The sequence below is a fragment of the Polynucleobacter sp. HIN7 genome (genome assembly GCF_030297595.1).
Lineage (GTDB): Bacteria > Pseudomonadota > Gammaproteobacteria > Burkholderiales > Burkholderiaceae > Polynucleobacter.
Genome location: NZ_AP028138.1, coordinates 1,708,919 through 1,732,834, shown reverse-complemented (window position 1 = coordinate 1,732,834; position 23,916 = coordinate 1,708,919). Strand labels below are relative to the sequence as shown.

21 protein-coding genes are annotated in these 23,916 nt (G+C 46.7%); 11 read left to right on the top strand and 10 right to left on the bottom strand.

All coding sequences use genetic code 11. The features are described from left to right. Positions 1–7 precede the first annotated feature (7 nt). The 4 genes from glmS (at position 8) to QUE64_RS08725 (ending at position 7,805) form a co-directional block, all read left to right on the top strand. A complete protein-coding gene (gene glmS, locus QUE64_RS08740) occupies positions 8–1,840 on the top strand; it encodes a glutamine--fructose-6-phosphate transaminase (isomerizing) (protein WP_286225364.1) in 1,833 nt (610 codons plus the stop codon). Between the two features lie 39 nt (positions 1,841–1,879). Then, entirely contained in the window at positions 1,880–3,442 is a 1,563-nt protein-coding gene (locus QUE64_RS08735) for an efflux transporter outer membrane subunit (protein ID WP_286225363.1), read from the top strand. 167 nt (positions 3,443–3,609) lie between these two features. Next, positions 3,610–4,752, top strand: a complete 1,143-nt coding sequence (locus tag QUE64_RS08730) for an efflux RND transporter periplasmic adaptor subunit (protein ID WP_286226213.1) — start codon at positions 3,610–3,612, stop codon at positions 4,750–4,752. Beyond that, the gene (locus QUE64_RS08725) at positions 4,749–7,805 is read left to right on the top strand and encodes an efflux RND transporter permease subunit (protein ID WP_286225362.1); all 3,057 of its coding nucleotides are present in this window, start codon (positions 4,749–4,751) and stop codon (positions 7,803–7,805) included. The genes QUE64_RS08730 and QUE64_RS08725 overlap by 4 nt, the downstream gene beginning before the upstream one ends. Here QUE64_RS08725 and QUE64_RS08720 read toward each other — a convergent pair whose 3' ends face one another. From QUE64_RS08720 to QUE64_RS08710, 3 genes are read right to left on the bottom strand one after another with little or no spacing between them, the layout of a single operon-like run. Next, positions 7,806–8,450, bottom strand: coding sequence for a glutathione S-transferase family protein (locus tag QUE64_RS08720; RefSeq protein WP_286225361.1), 645 nt, complete (start codon positions 8,448–8,450; stop codon positions 7,806–7,808). Continuing rightward, a complete protein-coding gene (locus QUE64_RS08715; protein WP_286225360.1) occupies positions 8,450–8,953 on the bottom strand; it encodes a flavin reductase family protein in 504 nt (167 codons plus the stop codon). Before QUE64_RS08715 ends, QUE64_RS08720 begins: the two co-directional genes overlap by 1 nt. Before the next feature lie 10 nt (positions 8,954–8,963). Next, positions 8,964–9,242, bottom strand: a complete 279-nt coding sequence (locus tag QUE64_RS08710) for a hypothetical protein (protein WP_286223650.1) — start codon at positions 9,240–9,242, stop codon at positions 8,964–8,966. A gap of 89 nt (positions 9,243–9,331) precedes the next feature. Between QUE64_RS08710 and acuI the strand changes: the two genes are divergently transcribed. After that, positions 9,332–10,315, top strand: a complete 984-nt coding sequence (acuI, locus tag QUE64_RS08705; protein ID WP_286225359.1) for an acrylyl-CoA reductase (NADPH) — start codon at positions 9,332–9,334, stop codon at positions 10,313–10,315. On the opposite strand, the gene QUE64_RS08700 is transcribed toward acuI, so the two are convergent. Together QUE64_RS08700 and aceK are read right to left on the bottom strand one after the other, a co-directional pair. Next, complete coding sequence (locus QUE64_RS08700; protein ID WP_286225358.1) at positions 10,305–10,502, bottom strand: DUF1289 domain-containing protein; 198 nt, start codon at positions 10,500–10,502, stop codon at positions 10,305–10,307. The two genes, acuI and QUE64_RS08700, sit on opposite strands and share 11 nt — an antisense overlap. Continuing rightward, positions 10,499–12,292 (bottom strand): bifunctional isocitrate dehydrogenase kinase/phosphatase, encoded by a 1,794-nt coding sequence (aceK, locus tag QUE64_RS08695; RefSeq protein ID WP_286225357.1) that lies wholly within the window; start codon positions 12,290–12,292, stop codon positions 10,499–10,501. The genes QUE64_RS08700 and aceK overlap by 4 nt, the downstream gene beginning before the upstream one ends. A 37-nt stretch (positions 12,293–12,329) precedes the next feature. Here aceK and QUE64_RS08690 point away from each other — a divergent pair, with 37 nt between their 5' ends. After that, positions 12,330–13,430, top strand: a complete 1,101-nt coding sequence (locus tag QUE64_RS08690) for an MBL fold metallo-hydrolase (protein ID WP_286225356.1) — start codon at positions 12,330–12,332, stop codon at positions 13,428–13,430. Here the strand turns inward: QUE64_RS08690 and QUE64_RS08685 are convergent. Next, on the bottom strand, positions 13,336–13,770 hold the full coding sequence (locus tag QUE64_RS08685; protein ID WP_286225354.1) for a PhaM family polyhydroxyalkanoate granule multifunctional regulatory protein: 435 nt from the start codon (positions 13,768–13,770) through the stop codon (positions 13,336–13,338). The genes QUE64_RS08690 and QUE64_RS08685 overlap by 95 nt on opposite strands. Positions 13,771–13,848: 78 nt before the next feature. Between QUE64_RS08685 and QUE64_RS08680 the strand changes: the two genes are divergently transcribed. Together QUE64_RS08680 and metH are read left to right on the top strand one after the other, a co-directional pair. After that, entirely contained in the window at positions 13,849–14,925 is a 1,077-nt protein-coding gene (locus QUE64_RS08680; protein ID WP_286224771.1) for a homocysteine S-methyltransferase family protein, read from the top strand. Then, positions 14,922–17,666 (top strand): methionine synthase, encoded by a 2,745-nt coding sequence (gene metH, locus QUE64_RS08675; protein WP_286225353.1) that lies wholly within the window; start codon positions 14,922–14,924, stop codon positions 17,664–17,666. The genes QUE64_RS08680 and metH overlap by 4 nt, the downstream gene beginning before the upstream one ends. Before the next feature lies 1 nt (position 17,667). Here the strand turns inward: metH and QUE64_RS08670 are convergent, their stop codons facing one another. Continuing rightward, entirely contained in the window at positions 17,668–17,982 is a 315-nt protein-coding gene (locus tag QUE64_RS08670; RefSeq protein WP_286223643.1) for a DUF1840 domain-containing protein, read from the bottom strand. A gap of 37 nt (positions 17,983–18,019) precedes the next feature. On the opposite strand from QUE64_RS08670, the gene argS reads away from it, so the two are divergent. The 3 genes from argS to QUE64_RS08655 are packed head-to-tail and all read left to right on the top strand — an operon-like array spanning position 18,020 to position 21,089. Next, complete coding sequence (gene argS, locus QUE64_RS08665) at positions 18,020–19,765, top strand: arginine--tRNA ligase (RefSeq protein ID WP_286225352.1); 1,746 nt, start codon at positions 18,020–18,022, stop codon at positions 19,763–19,765. Between the two features lie 47 nt (positions 19,766–19,812). Beyond that, complete coding sequence (locus tag QUE64_RS08660) at positions 19,813–20,445, top strand: SPOR domain-containing protein (RefSeq protein ID WP_286225351.1); 633 nt, start codon at positions 19,813–19,815, stop codon at positions 20,443–20,445. Then, entirely contained in the window at positions 20,442–21,089 is a 648-nt protein-coding gene (locus QUE64_RS08655; RefSeq protein WP_286223640.1) for a thiol:disulfide interchange protein DsbA/DsbL, read from the top strand. The genes QUE64_RS08660 and QUE64_RS08655 overlap by 4 nt, the downstream gene beginning before the upstream one ends. 2 nt (positions 21,090–21,091) lie before the next feature. Here QUE64_RS08655 and QUE64_RS08650 read toward each other — a convergent pair whose 3' ends face one another. The 3 genes from QUE64_RS08650 to QUE64_RS08640 are packed head-to-tail and all read right to left on the bottom strand — an operon-like array spanning position 21,092 to position 23,909. After that, positions 21,092–21,868 (bottom strand): SDR family NAD(P)-dependent oxidoreductase, encoded by a 777-nt coding sequence (locus QUE64_RS08650; RefSeq protein WP_286225349.1) that lies wholly within the window; start codon positions 21,866–21,868, stop codon positions 21,092–21,094. Positions 21,869–21,876: 8 nt separating this feature from the next. Then, entirely contained in the window at positions 21,877–23,127 is a 1,251-nt protein-coding gene (locus tag QUE64_RS08645; RefSeq protein WP_286225348.1) for an SAM-dependent methyltransferase, read from the bottom strand. Next, positions 23,124–23,909, bottom strand: coding sequence for a DUF1365 domain-containing protein (locus QUE64_RS08640; RefSeq protein ID WP_286225347.1), 786 nt, complete (start codon positions 23,907–23,909; stop codon positions 23,124–23,126). Before QUE64_RS08640 ends, QUE64_RS08645 begins: the two co-directional genes overlap by 4 nt. Positions 23,910–23,916 lie beyond the last annotated feature (7 nt).

Here is a 23,916-nt window from a genome sequence, read left to right as displayed (position 1 = left end):
CCTTTTTATGTGTGGAATCGTTGGGGCAGTTGCCAAAACAAATGTAGTCGATACCCTAATCGAGGGATTGCGACGCTTAGAGTATCGTGGGTATGATTCCTGCGGATTCGCCGTGATTGATAGTCAGCAACCGGGTCATCCGATCGAGCGAGCTAGAACTACTGCGCGTGTAGCTGATTTGGCAAAGCAAGCACAGGAGTTTTGTGGTCAGGTTGGGATCGCGCACACGCGTTGGGCGACGCATGGCAGACCCGATACGCATAATGCGCACCCACATATTTCGAATGGCCAAATAGCGGTTGTGCATAACGGCATTATTGAAAACTATGAAGTATTGCGCGATCAGCTAAAAGCATCTGGCTATGTGTTTGAATCGGAAACTGATACCGAGGTCATTGCCCATTTAGTTCATCAGGAATTTATTAAGCTTGCTAAGCCAGATCTAAAGAACGCAGTTGCGCAAGCGATCGAACAATTAAAAGGTGCTTATGCGATTGCCGTCATTGCTCAAGCCGAGCCCCATCTCTTAGTGGGCGCTCGTGCCGGCTCACCGCTCATTATTGCAATCGGTGAAGATGGCCACTACTTATCTTCAGATGCGCTTGCTTTAGCCGGTAAGGCCAAAACCATGGCTTATTTAGAAGAGGGCGATCTGGTTGCTATGACTATTAATGGATTTGAGGTTTGGGATCGAACTGGTCAGGCGATGACGCGTGAAATTACACCGATGCCCGTTCAGGCGCAAGCAGTTGAATTGGGGCCCTATCAGCACTTCATGCAAAAGGAGATATTTGAGCAAGCCCGTGCGGTCTCCGACACGATTGCAAATATTGCTGAACTTGGCCCGGCTTTATTTGCTGCGGGTCCGCAAGAGTGGCAGGAATTTGATCAGGTATTGATCCTTGCCTGCGGAACAAGTTATTACTCAGCCTGCGTCGCTAAATATTGGTTTGAAGACATTGCAAAGATTCCGACGCAGGTTGAAATTGCTAGCGAATACCGGTATCGACAATCGATTCCAAATCCAAGAACCTTGATTGTGGTTGTCTCCCAATCTGGAGAAACAGCAGACACCTTAGCCGCCTTACGTCATGCCAAAGAGCTAGGTCACCCACTAAGCTTATCAATTTGCAATGTAGCGTCGAGCGCGATGGTGCGAGAAACGAAATGGCACTTTTTGACACACGCTGGTACTGAAGTTGGAGTAGCGTCGACCAAGGCCTTCACTACTCAATTGGTTGCGTTGTATTTATTGGCTAATGCGATTGCCAAACGCTCAGGGCATTTATCACTTCTGGCCGAGAAGAAAGTATTCGATGATTTGCGCCATTTGCCACAAGCCATTCATGCTGTATTGGCATTAGAGCCACAAATCATTGCCTGGAGCCAGGCATTCGCGAATTGTCAAAATGCGCTTTTCTTGGGGCGCGGCTTGCATTTCCCGATCGCCCTTGAGGGCGCCCTAAAGTTAAAAGAGATTTCTTATATCCATGCGGAAGCTTATCCAGCTGGTGAGCTCAAGCACGGACCGCTTGCTTTAGTGACTGAGGCGATGCCGGTTGTTACCGTAGCGCCTAATGACTTGTTACTCGAAAAACTGAAATCGAATATGCAAGAGGTCAAAGCTCGCGGAGGTCGCCTTTATGTTTTCGCTGACCAGGGTACCGAAATTAGAAGTGAAGATGGTATTCAGGTGATTCGCTTACCAGAGCATTACGGTAATTTATCCCCGCTATTACACGTTATTCCGCTCCAGCTCTTGGCTTATCACACTGCAGTAGCCCTTGGTACAGATGTTGATAAACCACGTAATTTAGCTAAAAGCGTTACGGTCGAGTAATTCATCCAAAAGTAAGCTCGTTGTGGTCAAATAATAGGTGTGAAGAGCCTTTTCGATTTTCAATCTTCTCTTTGTCATTCCATTTCGCTAAATCCACTCAAGCATGGCTTTAGTCTTTTGGTTTGCCTTGGCTTAACGGCCTGCGCTGTGGGTCCAGACTTTAAAAAACCCGATGCTCCAAAAGTTGCTTCTTATACAGAAAAACCCGTTTCCTCAGAGTTGGCAACTGCACCAAGTATTGGTGGAACAAAACAGTCCTTAGATCCTGCTGCTGATATTCCAGCGGAGTGGTGGTCTCTGTATCGTTCCCCTGAATTAGATGCACTCATCAAGCAAGCTTTAAAGCGGAATCCAACCCTAGCCTCAGCCGATGCAACTTTGCGAGCTGCTCAAGAGAATGCGAACGCAGCCTTTGGATCTTTATTGTTTCCAAGTATTGGTTTGGGAGCATCAGCAACGCGCCAACAAATTACGCCGTCGACCTTTGGGCTCAGCTCAGGCAATCCAAACATATTCAATCTTTACAATACCTCGGTTTCCGTAAATTACAACTTGGATGTATTTGGAGGGGCGCGACGTGCCGTGCAGAGCGCCCAGGCTCAAGCAGAAATCACCGGATTTCAATTAGAAGGTGCTTATCTAAGTTTGACAGCCAATATTGTCACGACGGCAATTCGCGAGGCTGCACTTCGTGCTCAATATCAATCCAATTTAGAGATCTACGAGTCCCAGAAAAATCTGGCTGATCTAATTAGTAAGCAGTTAGAAATAGGAACAGCATCGCGCGTTGATCTAACTTCACAGATTTCGCTTGCAGCCAGCTCACAAATTGATTTATTGAATATTGATAAGAATCTTTCGTTCACCCGAAATCAATTGGCAGTTTATGTGGGCGATTTTCCTGGTAATGCACAGTTGGCTAAGTTTGATCTGGCTAAACTGAACCTACCGGAGCGCATCCCACTTTCAATCCCATCGGATCTGGTTCGTCAACGTCCTGATATTCGTGCCGCCGAGGCATATATCAAGTCAACGAATGCGTTAGTAGGTGTTGCAACTGCTAACCTCTTGCCTCAAATCACCTTAAGTGGCGCGATGGGCTCGCAGGCTTTGACGACTGGCGCCCTATTTGGACCAAATGCTGCTATTTGGTCTGTGGCTGGCGGGGTATTTCAGCCTTTATTTCAAGGGGGTGCATTGCTAGCTCAACGGCGTGGCGCTATTGCAACCTATGAGGCTGCAGTATTTCAGTATCAAGCAACGGTATTGAATGCATTTCAAGAAGTAGCAAATGCGCTGCAAGCCCTTGAGAGTGACGCTCTTGCACTGCGGGCTGCTTCAGAGGCAGAGCGCAATGCCTTGGAGTACCTCAATTTATTAGAGGAACAATATAAACTCGGTACTGGTAGTTATCTCGCAGTATTAATTGCTCAGCGACAGTATCAGCAAACTAAATTCCGCTTGATTGATGTGCAAGCAAGTCGGTTTGCGAATACTGCCGCATTATTTGCTGCACTGGGTGGTGGCTGGTGGAATCGCAGTGGCCCCGCTTTTCAGGCCCAAGCCAGTGAGCAAGTTAATCCGCCTAAACAAAGTCATTAAGAGATCGATTCATGAATCTAGTTCATCAACTCATCGCATGGATAAAAAATACGCTTCTCACTGAGAAAACCCTTAGGCTGATCTGGGCACCATTTGCTTGGATTGGGGCTCGTCTGCGCCCGCGTGAGCGTTTTAAAAAGACCAAAGCATACGCCGCTTTAATGCAAATGCCCCCCCTAAAGCGTCGCATGATAGTGATGCTGGTTGGGGTATTTATTTTGTTAGGTCTAATCTTCGGATTTAACCAATTAAAAACATTCATGTTTAATCGGTTTATGGCGGGCATGGGGATTCCTCCTGCGACGGTGACCACTACTGTTATTGAAAAACAAGAATGGCAACCCCGCATGAACAGTGTCGGTAATGTGCGCGCATTCCGGGGCGTTGATCTAAGTACTGAAGTTGGCGGATTGGTTGTAAAAGTTCCGGTAAAGTCCGGAGTGGATGTTAAAGAAGGTTCATTGCTTATCAAGCTCAATGACTCCGCGGATGTCGCCCAACTGAACTCTTTAAAAGCGATGGCTGATTTAGCGAAGGTGATTAATGAGCGTGATAAGGCTCAATTAGCGATTCAGGCGATCAGTAAGAATGTCTATGACACCAGCACTGCGGATATGAAGGCAAAGCAAGCGCAGGTAGAACAGCAAATTGCTTTAATTGCCAAAAAGAATCTCAAGGCTCCATTTAGCGGTCGCGTTGGCATCGTCACGATTAATCCTGGCCAGTACGTCAATCCTGGTGACAAACTATTAACTTTGCAGACCATTGATCCTATTTTTGTGGATTTCACCTTGCCACAAAGCTCCGCCGGTATTATCGAGGTGGGTCAAACCATTGAGTTGCAGACCGATGCATTTAAAGAAACGCCATTTGTTGGAAAAATTACGGCCGTTAGTCCCAAGGTGGAGCTCAATACTCGCAATATTCAGATTGAGGCTCAAATTAGTAATCCAGACAAGAAGCTCTTGCCTGGTATGTTTGCAAACGTCAATATTAATTTGGGTGATAAGGTTGAGTTATTGACCTTGCCTCAAACCGCTGTTACCTACAATCCGTATGGCAGTACGGTATTTATTGCCAAGAAAACCAATCGCCTAGATAAAAAAGGCGCTCCTGTTCTTGAGGCGCAGCAGGTCTTTGTCACCACTGGACCCACCCGAGGCGACCAGGTTGCTATTCTTAAAGGTTTAGAGCCTGGTATGACCGTTGTCACCAGCGGACAGTTGAAATTGAAAAACGGTACCCCTTTAATCGTGAATAACAGTGTCTTGCCAACTAATTCACCAGATCCAAAACCACAAGAGCAATGAGCCAAGATTTTCAGCGCCATCAATGGACGGATTTATTTATCCGTCGCCCTGTCCTTGCAATCGTGGTCAGCTTACTGATTTTGCTATTGGGCCTCAAAGCAGTTGGTTCATTGCCTGTTAATCAGTATCCCCAAACCCAAAATGCAGTAGTCACGATCACGACGACCTATTTTGGTGCGGATCCAGAGACGATTGCTGGATTTATTACCCAGCCTCTGGAGGGAGCCATTGCTCAAGCTCAGGGTATTGATTATTTATCCTCTATCAGTATCAGTGGCGTCTCTACTATCACCGCTACTCTGCGCCTCAATTACGATGCTAATCAGGCGCTCACTCAGATCAATACACAGATTAGTTCGGTACGCAATCAATTGCCGCCCCAAGCACAACAACCCATTTTGACTGTACAGGTGGGGCAAACGACCGCGGCAATGTATATGGGCTTTTATAGCGACGATATTGCGAATAACAGCATTACCGATTATTTATTACGTGTTGTTAAGCCTAAATTGGATTCAATTAACGGCGTGCAAAATGCCGAGATCCTAGGTGGTCGTAAATTTGCCCTGCGAGCTTGGCTTGATCGTGACCGAATGGCAGGCCTTGGCGTTGCTCCAGACGATGTATATGCGGCACTGGCAGCCAATAATTATTTGGCTCCCGTAGGAAGTACTAAAGGACAAATGGTTTCGGTGGATTTGGTGGCCAATACTGATCTCCATTCCTTAGATGAATTCCGTAAATTGATTATTAAGCGCAATGGCGCGGATATTGTGTATTTGGACCAAGTTGCAACAGTCACCTTGGGCTCTGAAGACTACAACAACAATGTCGCGTTTAATGGCAAGCAGTCGGTCTTCATTGGTATTAAGGTCGCACCCGATGCAAATCTTTTGGATGTGGCTAAGCGGGTTCGGGATACGTTCCCCGATATTCAGAAGCAATTGCCAACTGGATTAAATGCCAAGATTGTGTATGACTCAACCGACTTTATTAATACTTCCATTGAAGAGGTCGTTCAAACGCTCTTAGAAGCTTTGATTATTGTGACGGTCGTGATCTACCTATTTTTGGGTAGCTACCGTGCGGTTGCAGTACCCGTACTTGCCATGCCATTGTCATTGATTGGCACCTTTTTCATGATGCAAGTCCTTGGTTATTCGATCAACCTATTGACATTGTTGGCCTTAGTGTTAGCGATTGGCTTGGTGGTGGACGACGCGATTATTGTGGTCGAAAACGTTGATCGCCATATGAAAGAGGGTAAGTCACCGCTCGAGGCATCCCTGATTGCAGCACGAGAGTTGGGGAATCCAATTCTGGCGATGACAATCGTATTGATCGCTGTTTATATCCCGATTGGGTTTCAGGGGGGGTTAACGGGAGCCCTATTTACCGAGTTTGCATTTACGCTAGCGGGGGCAGTCGCGGTTTCTGGAGTGGTTGCATTAACGCTATCGCCGATGATGTGCTCACGATTATTTTCACAAGAGGAAGAGATGTCTCCTTTTGTGAAAAAGATCGATCGAGTGTTTGAGGGCGTGCGACATACGTACCAAAACACATTGCGAGACCTGCTATCAACTTGGCAGGTCATCATCGTGATGGGCGTTTTATTGCTAATCGGGGTTGTGTATCTCTATGCAACCGCTCGCTCCGAGCTTGCTCCCACTGAAGACCAGGGTATCGTTTTGGTGTCAGCAGTTGGGCCGCCTAATTCCACTGTGAATCAAATGCAGGGGTATGCCGATCAAGTTTTTCAGATTGCGAGTAAAGAGCCCGAATACAAGCAAATGTTTCAGATCACGAGCCCAAATTCAAGTTTTGGTGGCGTGATTATGAAAGATTGGGGCGAGCGCAGTCGCAGTGCGAGTAAATTCCAAGAAGACCTTCAAAATAAATGGAATAGCATTGCAGGAACACGGATTGCTGCATTCCAGTTTCCAGCACTGCCAGGTGCCCAGGGCTTTCCTGTTCAGGTAGTTATCAATACGACAGAGCCCTATTCCAATTTAAACGAGGTATCCCAAGCAGTTCTCGATAAAGCCAGACAAAGTGGCATGTTCTTCTTCGTCGATTCTGATCTAAAGATTGATAAGCCCCAAGATGTATTGCAAATTGATCGTGAGAAAGTGGCTGCTTTGGGAATGACCCAGCGAGATGTTGGTAATGCTTTATCTGCCGCCTTAGGCGGTGGCTTTGTTAATTACTTCTCAGTCGCAGGCCGCTCCTATCGAGTTATTCCACAGGTAAAGCAGGCGGATCGATTAAACCCTGATCAGATTTTGGACTATTACATTAAAACGCCGACAGGGGCGATGATTCAGGTGAGAACCATTGCGACGATACAAAGTCGCGTTGTACCCCAATCGATTAATCGCTTTCAGCAGTTAAATTCAGCGACGATTAGTGGTGTCAGTACGCCATTCGTTTCCCAAGAAGAGGTCTTGGATTTTCTGGAGCAAACGATTAAAGAAGCTGCACCATCGGGCTACTCGATCGATTATGCAGGGCCATCGCGTCAGTTTAGGGCTGAGTCGGGTGGATTTTTGGTGACCATGATGTTTGCTGTATTAATCGTCTTTTTGGTTTTGGCCGCTCAGTTTGAGAGCTTCCGTGATCCTTTAGTAATTCTGGTTTCAGTGCCGCTTGCATTATTTGGGGCATTAATCTTTATTAACCTTGGATTTACCACCTTAAATGTCTATACCCAGGTGGGATTAGTAACCTTAATGGGATTAATTAGTAAACACGGAATTCTGATGGTGGAGTTTGCCAATGAGCTTCAAGAAGCTGGACGTTCAAAGCTTGAAGCCATTATCGAGGCAAGCAGTGTGCGTCTGCGCCCAATTTTGATGACGACCGCTGCGATGGTATTGGGCGTTATTCCACTTGTGATTGCCTCAGGCGCTGGGGCGGCCGGCCGTCAATCAATGGGAATCGTGATCTTTACTGGCCTTGCTATCGGCACACTATTTACTTTATTTGTAGTGCCGGCGATGTATCTCTACATCGGTGCCGATCACCAACAAAAGAAATTTAAGCAGGTTTAATTACTGTTCAACCGCTTTGGTAAATTCAGTTGATTTACAAATTTGGTCGTACCAACGGGCAATATGGTTTAACTCTGCGCGTGGACCTGTTTTGTCTGGGTATTGATCGCTCAGCATGAACCAGCGCTTGACGCATAGAGTTAGAACAATGTCACCTAAGTGAAAGTTAGGGCCTGAGCAATAGGCTTGCTTGCTCAAAACACCATCGAGAATCCCCAGCAATTGATTGGACTCTTGGAATGCCTTATGGATTGCCGCGTAGTCCCTCTCGGCCTCAGGAATGCGCGTTAATCCTAAAAACGGGATACGAAGCGCTGGCCACAGGGTTGTTAATTGCCAATCGAGCCACTTATCGGAGGCTGCCATTTGAGCAAGGTCAAGCGAGAAGCGTTTGCGATCAGCATATTTATGTGCCAAATAGCGCAAGATAGAATTTGATTCCCAAAGGATTAACTCACCATCTCGTAAAGTCGGCACTAAACCGTTGGGGTTCAATGCTAAAAACTCGGGCGTTTTATTGACTCCAAAGTGTAGACCGGCATCGATCCGTTCAAAGTCGCGTCCCTCAACAAGCTCTAGTTCAGCAAGTGCCCACAATACTTTTTGAACATTAATGGATGATTTTCTGCCCCAAAGCGTCATCATCAGAGACTCCCTTCTGGATCAAATGCCAGTTGTGTAAATTGGCTATGTGCAAACAGCAATGGTTGTAAATCTGGATCGTGTTCAATCGCTAAAACGCGAGCCACAATAATTTGATGATCGCCACCATCATGTACTGCAACAGTCTCGCACTCGTAATAGGCGGCACAGTCTGCGAGTTGATATAAACCACTACTATTGATACTGTGATTTAGTTCAAGAATATTTTTCTTGATTTGCTTGGCAAAAATGAGAGCCAGATCCTTTTGATTGGCTTCGAGGACATGAATCAGCTGTCGTTGTCCAACACTAAAACAATCTTTCAGGTCAGATTGTTTTCCAATGCTCCATAAAATGAGGGGAGGCGATAGAGATACGGTATTGAATGAACTTATCGTAATGCCAACCGGTTTTTTATCTGAGCCAAGCCCCGTGATGACCGTGACACCAGTTGGAAAGCTAGAAAACGCTTGTCTTAACTCGAGGGATGAGAATTGAGTTTGCAATGAAAAAACTTTATTTAGACGGATTGATTTTGGTGGTGGGAATAGGAACTAGAGCTTCATTTTCATCGGCCCTGACACATTTAAACCGATAATCTTTGCCTGCTTTGGAAATAAAACTGGCGCCCATATAAAAGTCATCTTTACAGACTTTATTTGCAAAATCCATCACTTGCTGAGGATCGGCGCTCGAGCTAATTAAGCGCATATTGCCTAAAGACATCGTTAGCTCGGTCGAGGCGCAGGCACTTAAAACAAGAGGGGTCACAACTATTAATACAATACGTTTCATGAAAAGCCCCATAATCAATCCTGACACAGTAGGATAAACGGTTTTATAAAGTACACGCATTCAATATTTAATCTATTTTGGGATCTGCTATGTTTAAAGCCATTTTAATTAATAAAGACGAACAAGGTTATCGTGCTCAATTAAGTGACCTTGATGAGAGCGCCTTACCCGCAGGGGATGTCCGGATTAAGGTGCATTACTCGACCTTAAATTACAAGGATGGCTTAGCAATTACGGGTAAGGGTCCAATTGTTCGGCAATTTCCAATGATCCCTGGAATTGACTTAACCGGAGAGGTCATTGAAAGTCAGAGTCCCGAGTTTAAGGTTGGTGATCTGGTGGTATTAAACGGTTGGGGTGTGGGGGAGTCTCACTGGGGCGGCTTGGCCCAGTTGGCAAGTGTGAAGTCTGAGTGGTTGATTCCCTTACCCAAAGCCTTTACACCTAAGCAATCCTTGGCGATTGGGACAGCAGGGTATACCGCCATGCTGTGCATTATGGCACTTCAAAAACATGGTCTGAAGCCTGCCGACGGTGAAATTTTGGTAACTGGTGCAGCAGGTGGAGTAGGTAGTTTTGCAATTAGTCTTTTGCATCAATTGGGCTATAACGTTGTCGCTAGTAGCGGTCGCCCCGAAGAAACAGATTATTTGAAATCACTTGGCGCATCCGAAGTGATCGATCGCGCCTCCTTATCTCAGCCAGGCAAGCCTTTAGCAAAAGAGCGCTGGGCTGGGGTGGTTGATTCAGTAGGAAGTCATACCTTAGCGAATGCATGTGCTGCCACTAAGGCTAATGGTGCGGTTGCCGCATGCGGTCTAGCACAGGGAATGGATTTTCCGGCTACGGTTGCCCCATTCATTTTGCGGGGCGTTACCCTCTATGGAATCAATAGCGTTACTCAGCCAAAGCAAAAACGCATTGAGGCTTGGGCCCAGCTCGCATCCTTGTGTAAACCTGAGCAATTAATGACGATTGCTAAGGAAATTTCCTTGGGTGAGAGTATTCAATATGCTGAAGATTTGATGAACGGCAAGGTTCGTGGTCGCGTGATTGTGGACGTTAATCGTTAGAGTTCGCAGTCGCCTGGCGTAAGGTTAGCGACTGCCAAACCGCTTCTTTTTCTGCCTCGCTGAAGACAGACCAATTTGCGATTTCATCAATGCTTCGAAAGCAGCCATAACAGTAGTTTGAGGTAGGATTCATTTCACACCAGTTGACGCATGGTGAGCCAATGCTGCCATCTATGTTTCGAATCATCGGTAATTGTCCGGGAAAATATTTCTAAGCCGTAAGGACTGATCATACTCAATAAAGTCAGGAATTTCTCCTGCGAGTAAACGATTCTTATACGATTGCCACATCGCAGGTTGGAATAGATCAGCATGGTGTTTAAGTAGAAGATCACGGATTTGATCATTACCAAGCAAAAATGTTTTATAAGTCTCTGGAAAAATATCTTTAGGGCCAATGCGATACCAGGGCTCGCTCGCCATTTCATCATCTTCATTGCGAGGCGCAGGAACTTCTCGGATTTCGCAATCGGTTAAGTATTCAATTTCATCGTAGTCGTAAAAGGCGACACGTCCATAGCGCGTGACCCCAAAGTTTTTATAAAGCAAGTCGCCTGGAAAAATATTGGCCGCGATGAGATTTTTTATCGCTTCGCCATACTGAATCACGCCGTCTTCAATTTCAGCAGGCGAGCCCTCTTGAAGGCGAATATTAAGAGGGGTCATGCGCCGTTCGATATAAAGATGTCTGATGACTAATTCGGCATCAGGGCCTTTTTCACCGCTGAACTCTAAAAGTGATGCACAGTGCTCCTCAAGCTCGGCTAGTAATTCCGGGGTAAACCGATTTAACGGAAAGGCAACATTGGAGAATTCCAGAGAGTCAGCCATTCGTCCAACCCGATCATGCTGCTTAACCAATTGGTATTTCGCCATAATTTGATCGCGCGAGGTCTCTTTGGGTGGCGGAAAATAATCTTTAATGAGCTTAAATACATAGGGATAGCTCGGTAGATCAAACACCAGCATCACCAGACCCCGTATTCCGGGGGCAATCCGAAATTGATCGGTGGAATGCATGAGGTGATGCTGAAAGTCACGGTAAAACAGATTCTTGCCGTGTTTTTGTAGTCCAACCATGTTGTAGAGCTCAGCCCGGGGTTTATGCGGTAAGAGGCTTCGCATAAACGTGACATAAGCCGATGGGACCTCCATATCGACCAAGAAGTAACTATGCGTGAAACTAAAAATAAGACGCAGGTCAACTTCCGAGAGCAAGATGCCATCAATAATCAATTCACCTTTTGGGTTATGCATCAGAGCCAGCACTAGGGGAGAAATCTTTTCTCCATTAATGATGCGCCCCATGATGTAGGCGGTCTTATTGCGAAAAAATAGTGTACTTAGAGCATGAATCTGAAAATCCGTTGAGCTCGTTGTGTTCGAGAGGGACTGCTTGATGAGTTTGGTTGTTAGCTCAAGATCACGATCCAAATTTTCAAAGGAGTTTTTAAGATCAAAACTAGAAACCAAACTTTTTAAGACAGTTTGAAGACCCCCAATATCGCCTGGGTAGTACGCCCGGTAGGACGGCTTTGAGGGGGCCTCATCGTTTTCTAAATATTCAGTGGATATGGTGGGGCGCACAAAGATAAATTTGTTATTGAAATACTTACTTACCAGAATCCGTGTGGTGACCGAGTTAAAAAATGTTTCTGCTAACTCTGGCTGATGTAGATTCGATAAAAGTCCGATGTAATGTAATTTCACCTGCTGCCAAATTTCATCGGACAAGGCAGGTGCGTCAAACTCTTCCTCAAGGTGGCGGGCTGTTTCAAGAACCCGTTGGTCATAAAAGGTGATCCGATCCCGTAGTAGCTGGCGAATGCCATGCCAATCTTGGTTCTCAAATGCTGCCTTGGCTAAGCGGCCAGCATCTCTGAAAATGCTGTAATGGCGCATAAATCCTTGCAGCAGGGTTTGGGCCATATCAAAAGCGACTTGCGACGATAATAGTTTTGGAAACGGATTGTTCATACCAAGAGTGTATCTAGCAATTAATTAGGATTCAAAGATGACCCAGCCAGGCCCTACAGGCAACCATCATGTAATAAAGCAATTGGTCTATCCATATGGAGAGACCCTAGTGGCGCAGGGAGCAACCTTAGAAGTTGCCCATGGCGTGTATTGGATACGGATGCCACTGCCATTTGCCCTTGATCACATTAATTTATGGCTCTTACGGGATCAATTGGATGGCCAAGAGGGTTGGACCATTATTGACTGTGGAATTACCAACGACCTTACGAAGTCGTGCTGGGAATCCATCTTTGCCAATCATCTCCAAGGTTTGCCAATTTTGCGAGTATTGGTAACCCATATGCACCCTGATCATATTGGACTTGCTCATTATTTATGTGAGCGCTGGCAGGTTGGCTTGTGGATCTCCATGAGCGACTTTCTAATGGCTCAATGGTTAAGTAGTAAAGAGGGTGGTGCCGCGATTGGTTCTACGCCAGGCAATGGCGGAACGGCTGATCACTATGCGCACCATGGCTTGCAGCATGCCGAAGATCTCGAGCGCATTCGTAGCCGTGCAGACTATTACAGTCGCTTGGTGCCTGAAGTACCCAAACGGTATCGCCGCATCATGGATGGTGACCATATTCGAATAGGCCGGCATGATTGGATAGTATCGATGGGCTATGGGCATGCACCTGAACATGCCACCCTCTATTGCGCATCCTTAGGGATCTTTATCTCGGGTGATATGGTCTTGCCCCGTATCTCTACCAATGTCAGTGTCTACGATGCCGATCCCGATGCAAACCCCTTGGATCTTTATTTACGATCGATTGATCGTTGGCGCTCATTGCCTGCTAAAACCCTCGTTTTGCCATCGCATGGTAAACCGTTTGTGGGCTTACATGAGCGGATTGAGCAGTTGCATGAGCATCACCGAGCTCGGTTAAGTGAGACCGTGATGGCCTGTCAAGAGCCGCGAACCGCTTATGAAATTGTTCCAGTCTTATTTCGGCGACCGCTTGATAACCATCAGCTTAGCTTTGCGATGGGCGAAGCTATTGCTCACTTGAACTATCTGTGGCACCAGAGGATCTTGCAGCGTTCTTTGAGCGCGGACGGGATTTGGCGCTTTTGCGCTCTCTCGATTTAGACTCTGAGGATTTTTTGGCACCCGATGGGCTGGGAGGATTGGCCATTGCATCACCAAATGATTTGATTGCCATGAGAGTGGCACGCTGCACCTCAAGGGTCTGAATGGTTGACTTTAGAACATTGAGGTTCATGCTCAGCCAAGACTCAACGCTTTTGAGATCTTTGATGCGCTTATCCAATTCCTCAATATCGAAAGTTGGCATGGCACCGTTAAAGCCTGGCATGCCAGCACTCATGTCTGGCATAAAAGAGGCTCCAGGAGCCCCAGTGGCATTCTGACCCCAGATCGTTTTGAACATTTCTAGGCTTTGGTTAAAGTCAGGTATTGCGCCAAACATATTCTCTCCTCGCGGGCTAAATAATCCCATTATCGATAAAATGATGGGTCAATGAAGATTAATACGAGTTCTGCGCCAATGCAATCCCAAGGAAGTCAATCGAAGTCTGGTTCGCCCTATACCCGGGGCGCTATTCTTCCTGCCTTATTAAGAGAACGAATCTTAATTCTGGATGGGGCGATGGGGACCATGATTCAGCAGAAAAAATTTACGGAAGAGGATTATCGGGGTTTAAAAACCACGCAGCGCTTTGCTAATCATCCGATTGATCTCAAAGGTAATAATGAATTACTGGTGATTACTCAACCAGAAGCCATCTTAGATATTCATCGGCAATATCTTGAGGCGGGCGCTGATTTGATTGAGACCAATACCTTTGGTGCCACTTCGATTGCCCAAGAGGATTACAAAATGCCAGAGCTGGCGCGCGAGATGAATGTGCAGGCAGCGAAGCTGGCACGTCAAGCCTGTGATGAATACTCAACGCCCGATAAACCTCGTTTTGTAGCTGGTGCCATTGGACCGACTCCCAAGACTGCGAGCATTTCGCCGGATGTAAACGATCCTGGTGCTCGCAATGTTAATTTTGATAGTTTGCGTGCTGCTTATCGCGAACAAGTCGAAGGACTCTTTGAGGGTGGTGTTGACTTGCTATTGGTGGAAACCATCTTTGATACCCTCAATGCCAAAGCCGCATTATTTGCAATTGATGAGTTTTTTGAAGAATCCGGTGAGCGCTTACCGGTGATGATTTCAGGAACGGTCACCGATGCATCGGGTCGAATTCTTTCGGGGCAAACCGTTGAAGCATTTTGGAACAGTTTGCGCCATATTAAACCTCTGACGTTCGGATTAAATTGCGCTCTTGGTGCAGCATTAATGCGACCTTATATTGCTGAATTAGCACGCGTTTGCGATACAGCGGTCTCGTGCTATCCCAATGCAGGCTTGCCAAATCCAATGAGTGATACCGGTTTTGATGAGACTCCCGAAGTGACCTCAGGACTTGTTGATGAATTTGCTCGGGATGGCTTAGTCAATCTAGTTGGCGGATGTTGTGGAACAACCCCAGACCACATTCGCCAAATTGCAAAGGCGATGACTAAACGAAAGCCTAGGCCCTTTCATAGTGATCGAACTGAGGAAGTGGCATGAGTAAAGTAATAATGCAGCCAATGCGCTTATCTGGCCTCGAGCCCTGTAATATCTCGCCCCAGATTGGCTTTGTGAATATTGGTGAGCGCACCAATGTGACCGGCTCAAAAGCTTTCTCACGCATGATTTTGAATAATCAATTTGATGAAGCGTTAGCAGTTGCCCGTCAGCAGGTTGAAAATGGCGCCCAAATGATTGATATCAATATGGACGAGGCCATGTTGGATTCAGAAGCAGCCATGGTGCGCTTTCTCAACCTGATTGCTTCCGAACCCGACATCGCTCGAGTGCCCATCATGATTGATTCGTCCAAGTGGACTGTCATTGAGGCGGGGTTGAAATGTATTCAAGGTAAGCCGATTGTTAATTCAATTTCGTTGAAAGAGGGCGAGGAGCAATTTAGGCAGCAGGCTAAATTAATTAAACGCTACGGAGCAGCAACGGTTGTGATGGCTTTTGATGAAAAAGGCCAGGCCGATACCTATCAACGAAAAATAGAAATTTGCCAACGTTCATACAAGATCTTGGTTGATGAGTTGGACTTTCCGCCCGAAGACATTATTTTTGACCCCAATATTTTTGCCATTGCAACGGGCATCGAAGAACACGATAACTATGCGGTCGATTTTATTGAAGCTACCCGTTGGATTAAAGAGCATTTACCAGCCGCCAAAGTCAGTGGTGGTGTATCGAATGTGAGCTTCTCTTTCCGGGGTAATGACCGAGTTCGCGAGGCTATTCATACGGTCTTTTTGTACCACGCGATTCAAGCGGGTATGGATATGGGAATTGTGAATGCTGGGCAGCTTGGTGTATATGCTGACCTAGACCCTGAGTTACGTGAGCGTGTTGAAGATATCGTCCTAAACCGCTTTGTGGAGAAAGACGGCCAAACGCCGACGGAGCGATTGCTAGCGATCGCGGATCAGTACAAGGGTGGGGGCATCAAGCAAGAAGAAAATTTGGTGTGGCGCGAGGCGCCTGTGCGCGAGCGCTTAACCCATGCACTTGTTCATGGCATCACAAATTTTATTGTGGACGATACCGAGGAGCTGCGCGCTGAGATTATGGGATCCGGTGGAAGACCTATTGAGGTAATCGAGGGTCCACTCATGGATGGAATGAATGTGGTGGGCGATTTATTTGGTGCTGGCAAGATGTTCTTGCCTCAAGTGGTCAAGAGTGCTCGCGTGATGAAGCAGGCTGTGGCCCATCTAATTCCGTATATCGAGGAAGAAAAGAAGCAATTAGTTGCGGCTGGCGGGGAGAGTAAAGCCAAGGGCAAAATTGTGATAGCAACGGTCAAAGGCGATGTGCACGATATTGGAAAGAATATTGTGACGGTAGTCTTGCAATGCAATAACTTTGAAGTGGTCAATATGGGGGTGATGGTTCCCTGCGATCAAATTCTAAAGAAGGCGAAGGAAGAAAATGCCGATATCGTTGGCTTATCTGGATTAATTACCCCCTCCTTAGAAGAGATGACCTATGTTGCCCAAGAAATGCAACGGGATGCGCATTTTCGGGAGAAAAAAATCCCATTACTAATTGGCGGTGCAACAACTTCGCGTGTCCATACAGCCGTTAAGATTGCACCACACTACGAAGGTCCAGTAGTTTACGTACCGGACGCATCTCGTTCTGTTTCGGTTGCATCGAGTTTGCTCTCCGATGAGGGGGCAAAGAAATTTGTGCATGATTTGCTGACCGATTATGAGCGTATTCGTCAGCAGCACGCGAATCGAAAAAGTACCCCTTTAATTAGTTTAGAGGCTGCCCGTGCTAATCGTGAATCGATTGATTGGACGAGCAGTCAGCCAGCCAAGCCAAAATTTATTGGCCGACGGGTCTTTAAAAATTACTCATTGGCTGAGATTGCTAAGTTTATCGACTGGACTCCATTTTTTCAGACTTGGGACCTCGCAGGTAAATTCCCTGCTATTTTGGACGATGAGGTTGTGGGGGTTGAGGCCCGCCGTGTCTACCAGGATGCGCAGGCTATGCTGGAGAAGCTGATTAAGGGCCAATGGCTTCAGGCGGATGCGGTGATTGGTCTTTTCCCTGCCAATAGTGACGGCGATGATATTTTGTTTTATGCCGATGAGGAGCGCTCACAACCATTCCTTGTATGGCATAACTTAAGACAACAAGCCGAGCGCCCCATCGTTGATGGTGTGATGCGACCCAATCGGTGTTTAGCAGACTATGTCGCCAGTAAAGCCAGTGGTGTGCGCGATTACGCAGGTTGCTTTGCGGTGACTACAGGTCATGGGGTTGACGAAAAAGTCGCTCAATTTATGGCCAACCATGATGACTACAGCGCCATCATGCTCAAAGCGCTGGCCGATCGTTTAGCGGAGGCATTTGCGGAGCTCATGCATTGGCGGGTCCGGACCGATCTTTGGGGGTATGTAGCTAATGAGCAACTAAGCCCAGATGATTTAATCGATGAAAAGTATCAAGGAATTCGTCCGGCCCCTGGTTATCCAGCCTGCCCCCAGCATGATGTCAAGCTAGCGATGTTTGCTGCCTTAAAAGCAGACGAAATTGGCATGAGTCTCACAGAATCATTGGCCATGAATCCTGCATCGAGTGTGAGCGGTTTCTATCTGGCCCATCCGAATGCCCAATACTTCAATGTCGGTAAGATCGGGATGGATCAGGCAGATGATTTAGCCAAGCGAAGCGGACAATCGCTTGATCAAATTAAGCGATCGCTTGCCAGTTCTTTGGATCAGTGATTTACACGCCCCAGACTATGGGCTCTTGGTCTTTTAGCGCTTGACGTAGCAGTTCAAGAAACGGGTAAGCCCTTCGTCCTAGAGGGTCCGATTCAGACGACTGATCCTCGTCATCGTTTGCACCGTCTGAGCTAGGCGCCTTATCTTGTTCAGCATCAATCGCGGTCTGCAGTCGTTCGATATATCCCGGAATTTGTTCTGGGAGAAAAATACCCTGATTCTCAAAAGGGCGTCCAATCGCATTAAAAATCCGATGCGTTAGGTCATCTAGCATGATGACGGGAGCTGCATTTTTGGTCTGAAATTGATGAATCATCCATCAAGCATACCATCACTGATAAACTTTCATTTCTATGTTGTCTAGCCAAAAAACTCAGCTTACGCAATGCATCACGAATGCTTTGAATGCCCTAGCGCAAGAGCGTGGACTCGCAGCCGGTGAGTTTCCGATTCCGCATCTGGAGCGGCCTAAGGTGGCTGACCATGGTGATATTGCTTGCAATATTGCCTTGCAAATTTCGAAGGCATGGAAGACCAATCCGCGCGAGTTGGCACAAGCCATTCTTAGCCAATTAAATCAATTTCCTGAATACGGACAACTGATTGCAAGCGCTGAAATTGCTGGGCCTGGATTTATTAATTTTCGCTTGAGTCTTGCCGCCAAGTCTGCGGTGGTGGGGCTTATATTGCGTGAGGGCGCGCGTTTTGGCCGTCGGGATCGCATGGGTAAGGCAGACCCGAGCTTGCCTAAGCGGGCCATGATTGAATTTGTATCTGCAAATCCCACCGGACCTTTGCATGTTGGACACGGGCGTCAGGCAGCTCTCGGTGATGCATTGGCCAATCTTTTAGACAGCCAAGATACTGATGTACATCGGGAGTTTTATTACAACGATGCCGGAGTTCAGATTCATAATCTCGCGCTATCGGTGCAAGCGCGTTTACAGGGTTTAAATCCCGAAAGTCCCAATTGGCCCAAGGAGGCCTATAACGGTGAGTATATTGCTGAGATTGCTGAGTCTTACCAAAGTGCTGGCCATGATCTGTCTGATTTAGAACAGATTCGTCAGCATGCAGTTGCCTATTTGCGCAAAGAGCAAGATATTGACTTGAAAACCTTCGGTGTGCAATTTGACCAATTTTATTTGGAATCCTCTTTGTATACCGATGGAAGCGTTGAGCAAGTGATTAGCGATCTGCAGGCGGTTGATAAAACTTATGAGGCTGATGGCGCTTTGTGGCTAAAGACGACCTTAGATGGTGACGACAAAGACCGTGTAATGCGTAAGTCCGATGGTAGCTATACCTATTTTGTTCCAGATGTGGCTTATCACATCAATAAATGGAGCCGCGGTTTTGAAAAGGTGATTAATGTTCAGGGCAGTGATCATCATGGCACGATTGCTCGAGTTCGCTCTGGAATACAGGGAGTAGCACAAAAACGTAATTGGCCAATTCCAACCACCTATCCCGATTATGTGTTGCATAAGATGGTCACGGTCATTCGCGATGGCGAAGAGGTCAAACTCTCCAAGCGTGTTGGCTCCTATGTCACGTTGCGAGATTTGGTCGAATGGTCTGGTGGTACCCATCCAGACATGAGCAATGATGAGCGCAATTTAGCCTTGCAACGCGGGCGCGATGCGGTCCGCTTTTTCTTGATCTCACGTAAAGCAGATACCGAATTTGTATTTGATGTAAATCTAGCTTTGCAACAAAATGATGAGAATCCCGTCTTTTATGTGCAGTATGCCCATGCACGGATTTGTTCGATTCTTCAGCAATGGGGCGGGTCCTCTAGCGCCCTAGAGCATGCGAATTTAAGTCTGTTAGATAGTAAGGCGGCCGATCACTTGCTACGGAGATTATCGGAGTATCCCGAGGTATTAGCTAATGCTGCGTACGATTTGGCTCCACACGCTATTGCCTTCTATCTGCGCGATCTTGCCGGGGATTTTCATACCTTCTACAACGCCGACCGCGTTTTGGTGGACGACGAACAGTTGAAGTTAGCGCGCTTGGCATTACTGGCTGCCACACGCCAAGTCTTGGAAAATGGCCTAAAAATATTAGGGGTTAGTGCCCCACAAAAGATGTAATTTGAGCGGCTTGCTCGCATTTTTGAGCAAAGGTTAAGATAGAGGTCATGAATGACATTAAATCATCTGACGCACTAGAAAAGCGATCTGCTACCCAAATACTGGGCTCATCCGAGTCGGGCGGAATGATTATGGGTGTTTTGATTGGCGTTTTTGTTGGGGTTGGTTTAGCGCTGATTGTGGCTTGGTATTTAATGAAATCGCAGCCGCAAGAAAAGCCAGGAGTTCGGGCCCCAAGCGCGCCCGTATTTATGAAGCCGCTCCCACCAAAATCAGACAAAGAGACCGAGGAAGAGACTGCGGTTGCCGCACCTCAGCTTGACCTTAATAAGCCGCTACAGACTAAAGTTCCTGGCATTGGCGGAGCCGACCCCGCACGCGATCCAATTGCAGATATTGCAGCGGGTAAGACCCCCGAAGCGAAGCCTGAGCCTAAAGCCGATACGATGTTTTATGTTCAGACCGGAGTATTTAATCAGCGCACTGAAGCCGATGCACAAAAAGCAAATTTAGCGATGCAGGGTATTCAGGCGCAACTGAGTGAAAGTGCAGTCGATGGAAACTCAGTTTGGCGTGTTCGTATCGGCCCATTTGGTAGTATCGAAGATACCACTACTGTGCGAAGTAAATTAACCATCCTTGGAATCAAACCAACCGTAATTCGTGTAAATCGATCATGAAATCGTTATTCAAATCCCTTGTCCTGATCTTGACCTTATTTGGTCTGCAATCATTTGCGCTTGCCCAAGCCCCAATTAAGGTTGAAGAAGGTTTTGATTACCGCGTTTTACCAATTGCCCAGCCAATTGATGTCAAAGGCAAGGTCGAGGTGATTGAATTCTTTTGGTATGGCTGCCCCCATTGCTTTGAGTTTGAGCCCGATCTAAAGGCTTGGTTAAAGCGTCAGAATAAAGATGTCGTATTTAAGAAAGTGCCCATTGCCTTTCGTGACGAACTCATGCCCCACAGCTTATTGTTTTATGCCCTAGAGTCTTTGGGAAAAGGTGAAGCGCTTAATGACAAAGTGATGTTTGCCATGCATCGTGAAAATAAGCGACTCCTGAATGAAAACGAAATTGCCGATTGGGTCGCCGCTCAAGGCGTTGATCGTAATGCATTCTTAGCAGCCTATCGCTCATTTGCTGTTCTTTCAAAAGCGCGTGCTGCTAATCAGTTAGGGAATGCCTACCGAATTGATGGTGTTCCAACCGTGGCGATTCAGGGGAAATACATTACATCGCCATCGATTGCTGGGTCACGCGCCAAGTCCATTCAAGTGATGGATTTCTTAGTGAATAAAGTCCGCAAAGACGGCTATAAATAGATTTAGATCTTCACAAACTTACGCAATATCCAAAAGTAGATTGGGTAGGGCAAGATGCGTAAGAACTTTAAAAAGCCTGAAAAGCGTTTAGGGAAGTGAATATCAAATTCTCCGCGCGCAATTCCATCTAGGATCTCATTAGCAGCGGTCTGAGCAGAGATCAGGGCCGGCATTTCAAAGTCATTTTGAGCAGTTGCCTCTGTTTCCACAAAGCCTGGTGAAATCATATGAACCCCGATACCTTTTGGCTGCAGATCATAAAACAAGGTTTCGCAGAAATTAATCATGGCTGCCTTTGTGGGTCCGTAAGCCAAGGCCTTGGGTAAACCACTATAGCCTGCAACACTGCCGACAATGGCAATATGACCGCTACTGCGGGCAAGCATGGCCGGTAATACAGCCCCAACAGCACGCATCGGACCCAACAGATTCGAATCGACAGTTTTCTCAGCATCGGCCATATTGAAAGTATCGGCTCGCATCGGAATATAAATTCCGGAGACAAAAAGCAGTAAATCAATGCCGCCCCATTCTTTCTCTATTTTTTGATAGGCTCCTTGGATATCAGCCTCGCGCATGACATCAACAGGCAGAATTAGATAATCATCCTTGGCATGATTCTGCACAATTGCCTCAAGGCGTTCGACGCGACGACTAGATAGTGCAACACGAGCACCTTTTTGAAAAAGAGCCTTAACGCAAGCCTCACCGATGCCACTCGATGCCCCAATCACCCATACGCGTTGTTGCTGATAGTTAGTAATCGCTGGTTGCTTCATTGCTTGACCTATTTCGGTTGGTGGCTTAGCGTGAATTGAACGACATCAATATTCTGCTCTTTGAAGCCGGCTGCACAGTACATCAGATAAAAGTTCCATAACCGAATGAAGGGTTCATCAAACCCAAGCTCTCGGATTTCAGGGAGTTTTTGATTAAAGTGCTCATACCAAATACAAAGGGTTTTGGCATAGTCATGCCCAAAGGCGAATTCACATTCGATCTGGAGTCCCGCTTGTTGTGCATAGTGTTTAAATGCTTCTCGGGATGGCAACATCCCACCCGGGAAAATATATTGCTGAATAAAGTCTGTACTTTTACGATAGCGGTCAAACAGGTTTTCAGCGATCACAATCGTTTGAATGCATGCTTTGCCATTTTGCTTCAGGCAGCGAGCAATCGTTTCAAAATACATTGGCCAATATTGTTCGCCAACCGCCTCAAACATTTCAATGGAGGCGATTCCATCAAATTGATCCTTGCAATCCCGATAGTCTTGAAGTCGTACTTCATGGCGATTGCGCCATTGTCGATTGACGCGGTCCATTGCAAATGACTGCTGTTCGGTTGAGAGGGTGAGTCCTGTAACCCGGTGACCGGCAAGGGCTGCTTCTTCCATAAATCCACCCCACCCACAACCGATCTCTAGAATCTTGCTATTGGGTTGAAGTGCCAGAGAATTTAGGATATTGCGATATTTTGCCCGTTGCGCAAGCTCTAAACTGGCATTCGAGTCAGCCCCAAACCAAGCGCTCGAATAGGTCATGCTGGGATCAAGCCACAGGCGATAAAAGGCATTGCCTAGATCGTAGTGCGCATGAATATTCTTTTTGCTGCCCGCCTTATTGTTTCGGTTTAGAAAATGCCGAAATCGATATACTAGGGAACCAAACCAATTACCATAGATGGCACGCTCGAGAACATTTCGGTTCTTAACGGCAAGATCGAGTAACTTCTCAAGATGGGGGCTGTCCCAATCCCCGCGGATATACCCTTCAGCAAAGCCAATATCACCATGCCGCAAGATATCTTGGAATGCAGACCAGCGATGGAAGTGAATCTCAGCATGTAAGGAGTCGGTGCGATTGCCAAATTCACGCTGTTCACCATTTGGAAAAGTCATCACCAGATGACCGATGGATAACTGCTTTAAGAGGCGCTCAATGGTCCGAGCAGCAAGACTTAGTTTTCCATCTGCCGGGATTTTTTCAGTGCGCGATGCCGATAATTTATGAAGTAGGGTTTGTCCGGGGCGAATCATGAACTCACTTCAATTCTGGGAGGTGTTGGTTTTGAATGAAATGGTACCCCTTTTAACCAAAGTTTGAGGGCTTGCCAATGAATGCGCGCAATCACGCCAAAGGTCATCATTGGGTAGCGCAACTTCGCGCGGCTTAGAGCAGAGCGTGATAGGGGAAAATCTTGACCGCTAATGCTGGTGTAGATCAGTGGCCGATGATCGGTATAAAGCTCAATGCGACATACCGAATCTATTTTGCGTTGGCTGTCTTTGGAAAAAAGAAACCGAAACCGATACTCACCAGAAACATCACAAAATGGCGATACATGGAAAATTTTATGACTAATCAGTGTTTCACCTGAAAAAATCTCACCACCATCTTTTTTTTGAAGCAGGTAACAGTGCCGCTCACCAAAAGTGTTATTCACTTCAGCTAAGATCGCTCGTATGGCTTGATGTGCATCCGTGTAGATCCAAAAGCTGACGGGATTAAAAACGTAACCTAAGACTCTTGGAAATGTTTGTAGCCAAATTTCACCATCAGGAATTGAAATACCCTCTTGCTCAAAAAGAGACTCTGCCCAGGCCAAAGAATTTTCCGTACCGTGACCATGATCGCGATCGTAAAACGAGTAAAAGGCCCATTGGTTATCGCCCATGCCATATTGCTTGAGAAGCTCGGGGTTGCGATTGCGCTCTCGCATCGGGATCTTTAATGTAAAGACTCCATAACTAAAGCGATTGACTACCGGTCTTAAGCGGCTATGCTTGACTTGACCAAAATTAATCAGTGGATGCGCCATCGCTTGC

What these genes read in the sequence shown, in the direction of transcription:
- QUE64_RS08685 (WP_286225354.1), bottom strand. Translation starts at nt 13,770, where the DNA reads ATGTTTGGCGCAATACCTGACTTTAACCAAAGCCTAGAAATGTTCAAA.
- QUE64_RS08720 (WP_286225361.1), bottom strand. Translation starts at nt 8,450, where the DNA reads ATGATGACGCTTTGGGGCAGAAAATCATCCATTAATGTTCAAAAAGTA.
- QUE64_RS08655 (WP_286223640.1), top strand. Translation starts at nt 20,442, where the DNA reads ATGAAATCGTTATTCAAATCCCTTGTCCTGATCTTGACCTTATTTGGT.
- QUE64_RS08710 (WP_286223650.1), bottom strand. Translation starts at nt 9,242, where the DNA reads ATGAAACGTATTGTATTAATAGTTGTGACCCCTCTTGTTTTAAGTGCC.
- aceK (WP_286225357.1), bottom strand. Translation starts at nt 12,292, where the DNA reads ATGAACAATCCGTTTCCAAAACTATTATCGTCGCAAGTCGCTTTTGAT.
- QUE64_RS08660 (WP_286225351.1), top strand. Translation starts at nt 19,813, where the DNA reads ATGAATGACATTAAATCATCTGACGCACTAGAAAAGCGATCTGCTACC.
- QUE64_RS08690 (WP_286225356.1), top strand. Translation starts at nt 12,330, where the DNA reads ATGACCCAGCCAGGCCCTACAGGCAACCATCATGTAATAAAGCAATTG.
- argS (WP_286225352.1), top strand. Translation starts at nt 18,020, where the DNA reads ATGTTGTCTAGCCAAAAAACTCAGCTTACGCAATGCATCACGAATGCT.
- QUE64_RS08680 (WP_286224771.1), top strand. Translation starts at nt 13,849, where the DNA reads ATGCAATCCCAAGGAAGTCAATCGAAGTCTGGTTCGCCCTATACCCGG.
- QUE64_RS08730 (WP_286226213.1), top strand. Translation starts at nt 3,610, where the DNA reads ATGCCCCCCCTAAAGCGTCGCATGATAGTGATGCTGGTTGGGGTATTT.
- QUE64_RS08645 (WP_286225348.1), bottom strand. Translation starts at nt 23,127, where the DNA reads ATGATTCGCCCCGGACAAACCCTACTTCATAAATTATCGGCATCGCGC.
- metH (WP_286225353.1), top strand. Translation starts at nt 14,922, where the DNA reads ATGAGTAAAGTAATAATGCAGCCAATGCGCTTATCTGGCCTCGAGCCC.
- QUE64_RS08670 (WP_286223643.1), bottom strand. Translation starts at nt 17,982, where the DNA reads ATGATTCATCAATTTCAGACCAAAAATGCAGCTCCCGTCATCATGCTA.
- QUE64_RS08725 (WP_286225362.1), top strand. Translation starts at nt 4,749, where the DNA reads ATGAGCCAAGATTTTCAGCGCCATCAATGGACGGATTTATTTATCCGT.
- glmS (WP_286225364.1), top strand. Translation starts at nt 8, where the DNA reads ATGTGTGGAATCGTTGGGGCAGTTGCCAAAACAAATGTAGTCGATACC.
- QUE64_RS08640 (WP_286225347.1), bottom strand. Translation starts at nt 23,909, where the DNA reads ATGGCGCATCCACTGATTAATTTTGGTCAAGTCAAGCATAGCCGCTTA.
- QUE64_RS08700 (WP_286225358.1), bottom strand. Translation starts at nt 10,502, where the DNA reads ATGATTCGAAACATAGATGGCAGCATTGGCTCACCATGCGTCAACTGG.
- QUE64_RS08650 (WP_286225349.1), bottom strand. Translation starts at nt 21,868, where the DNA reads ATGAAGCAACCAGCGATTACTAACTATCAGCAACAACGCGTATGGGTG.
- acuI (WP_286225359.1), top strand. Translation starts at nt 9,332, where the DNA reads ATGTTTAAAGCCATTTTAATTAATAAAGACGAACAAGGTTATCGTGCT.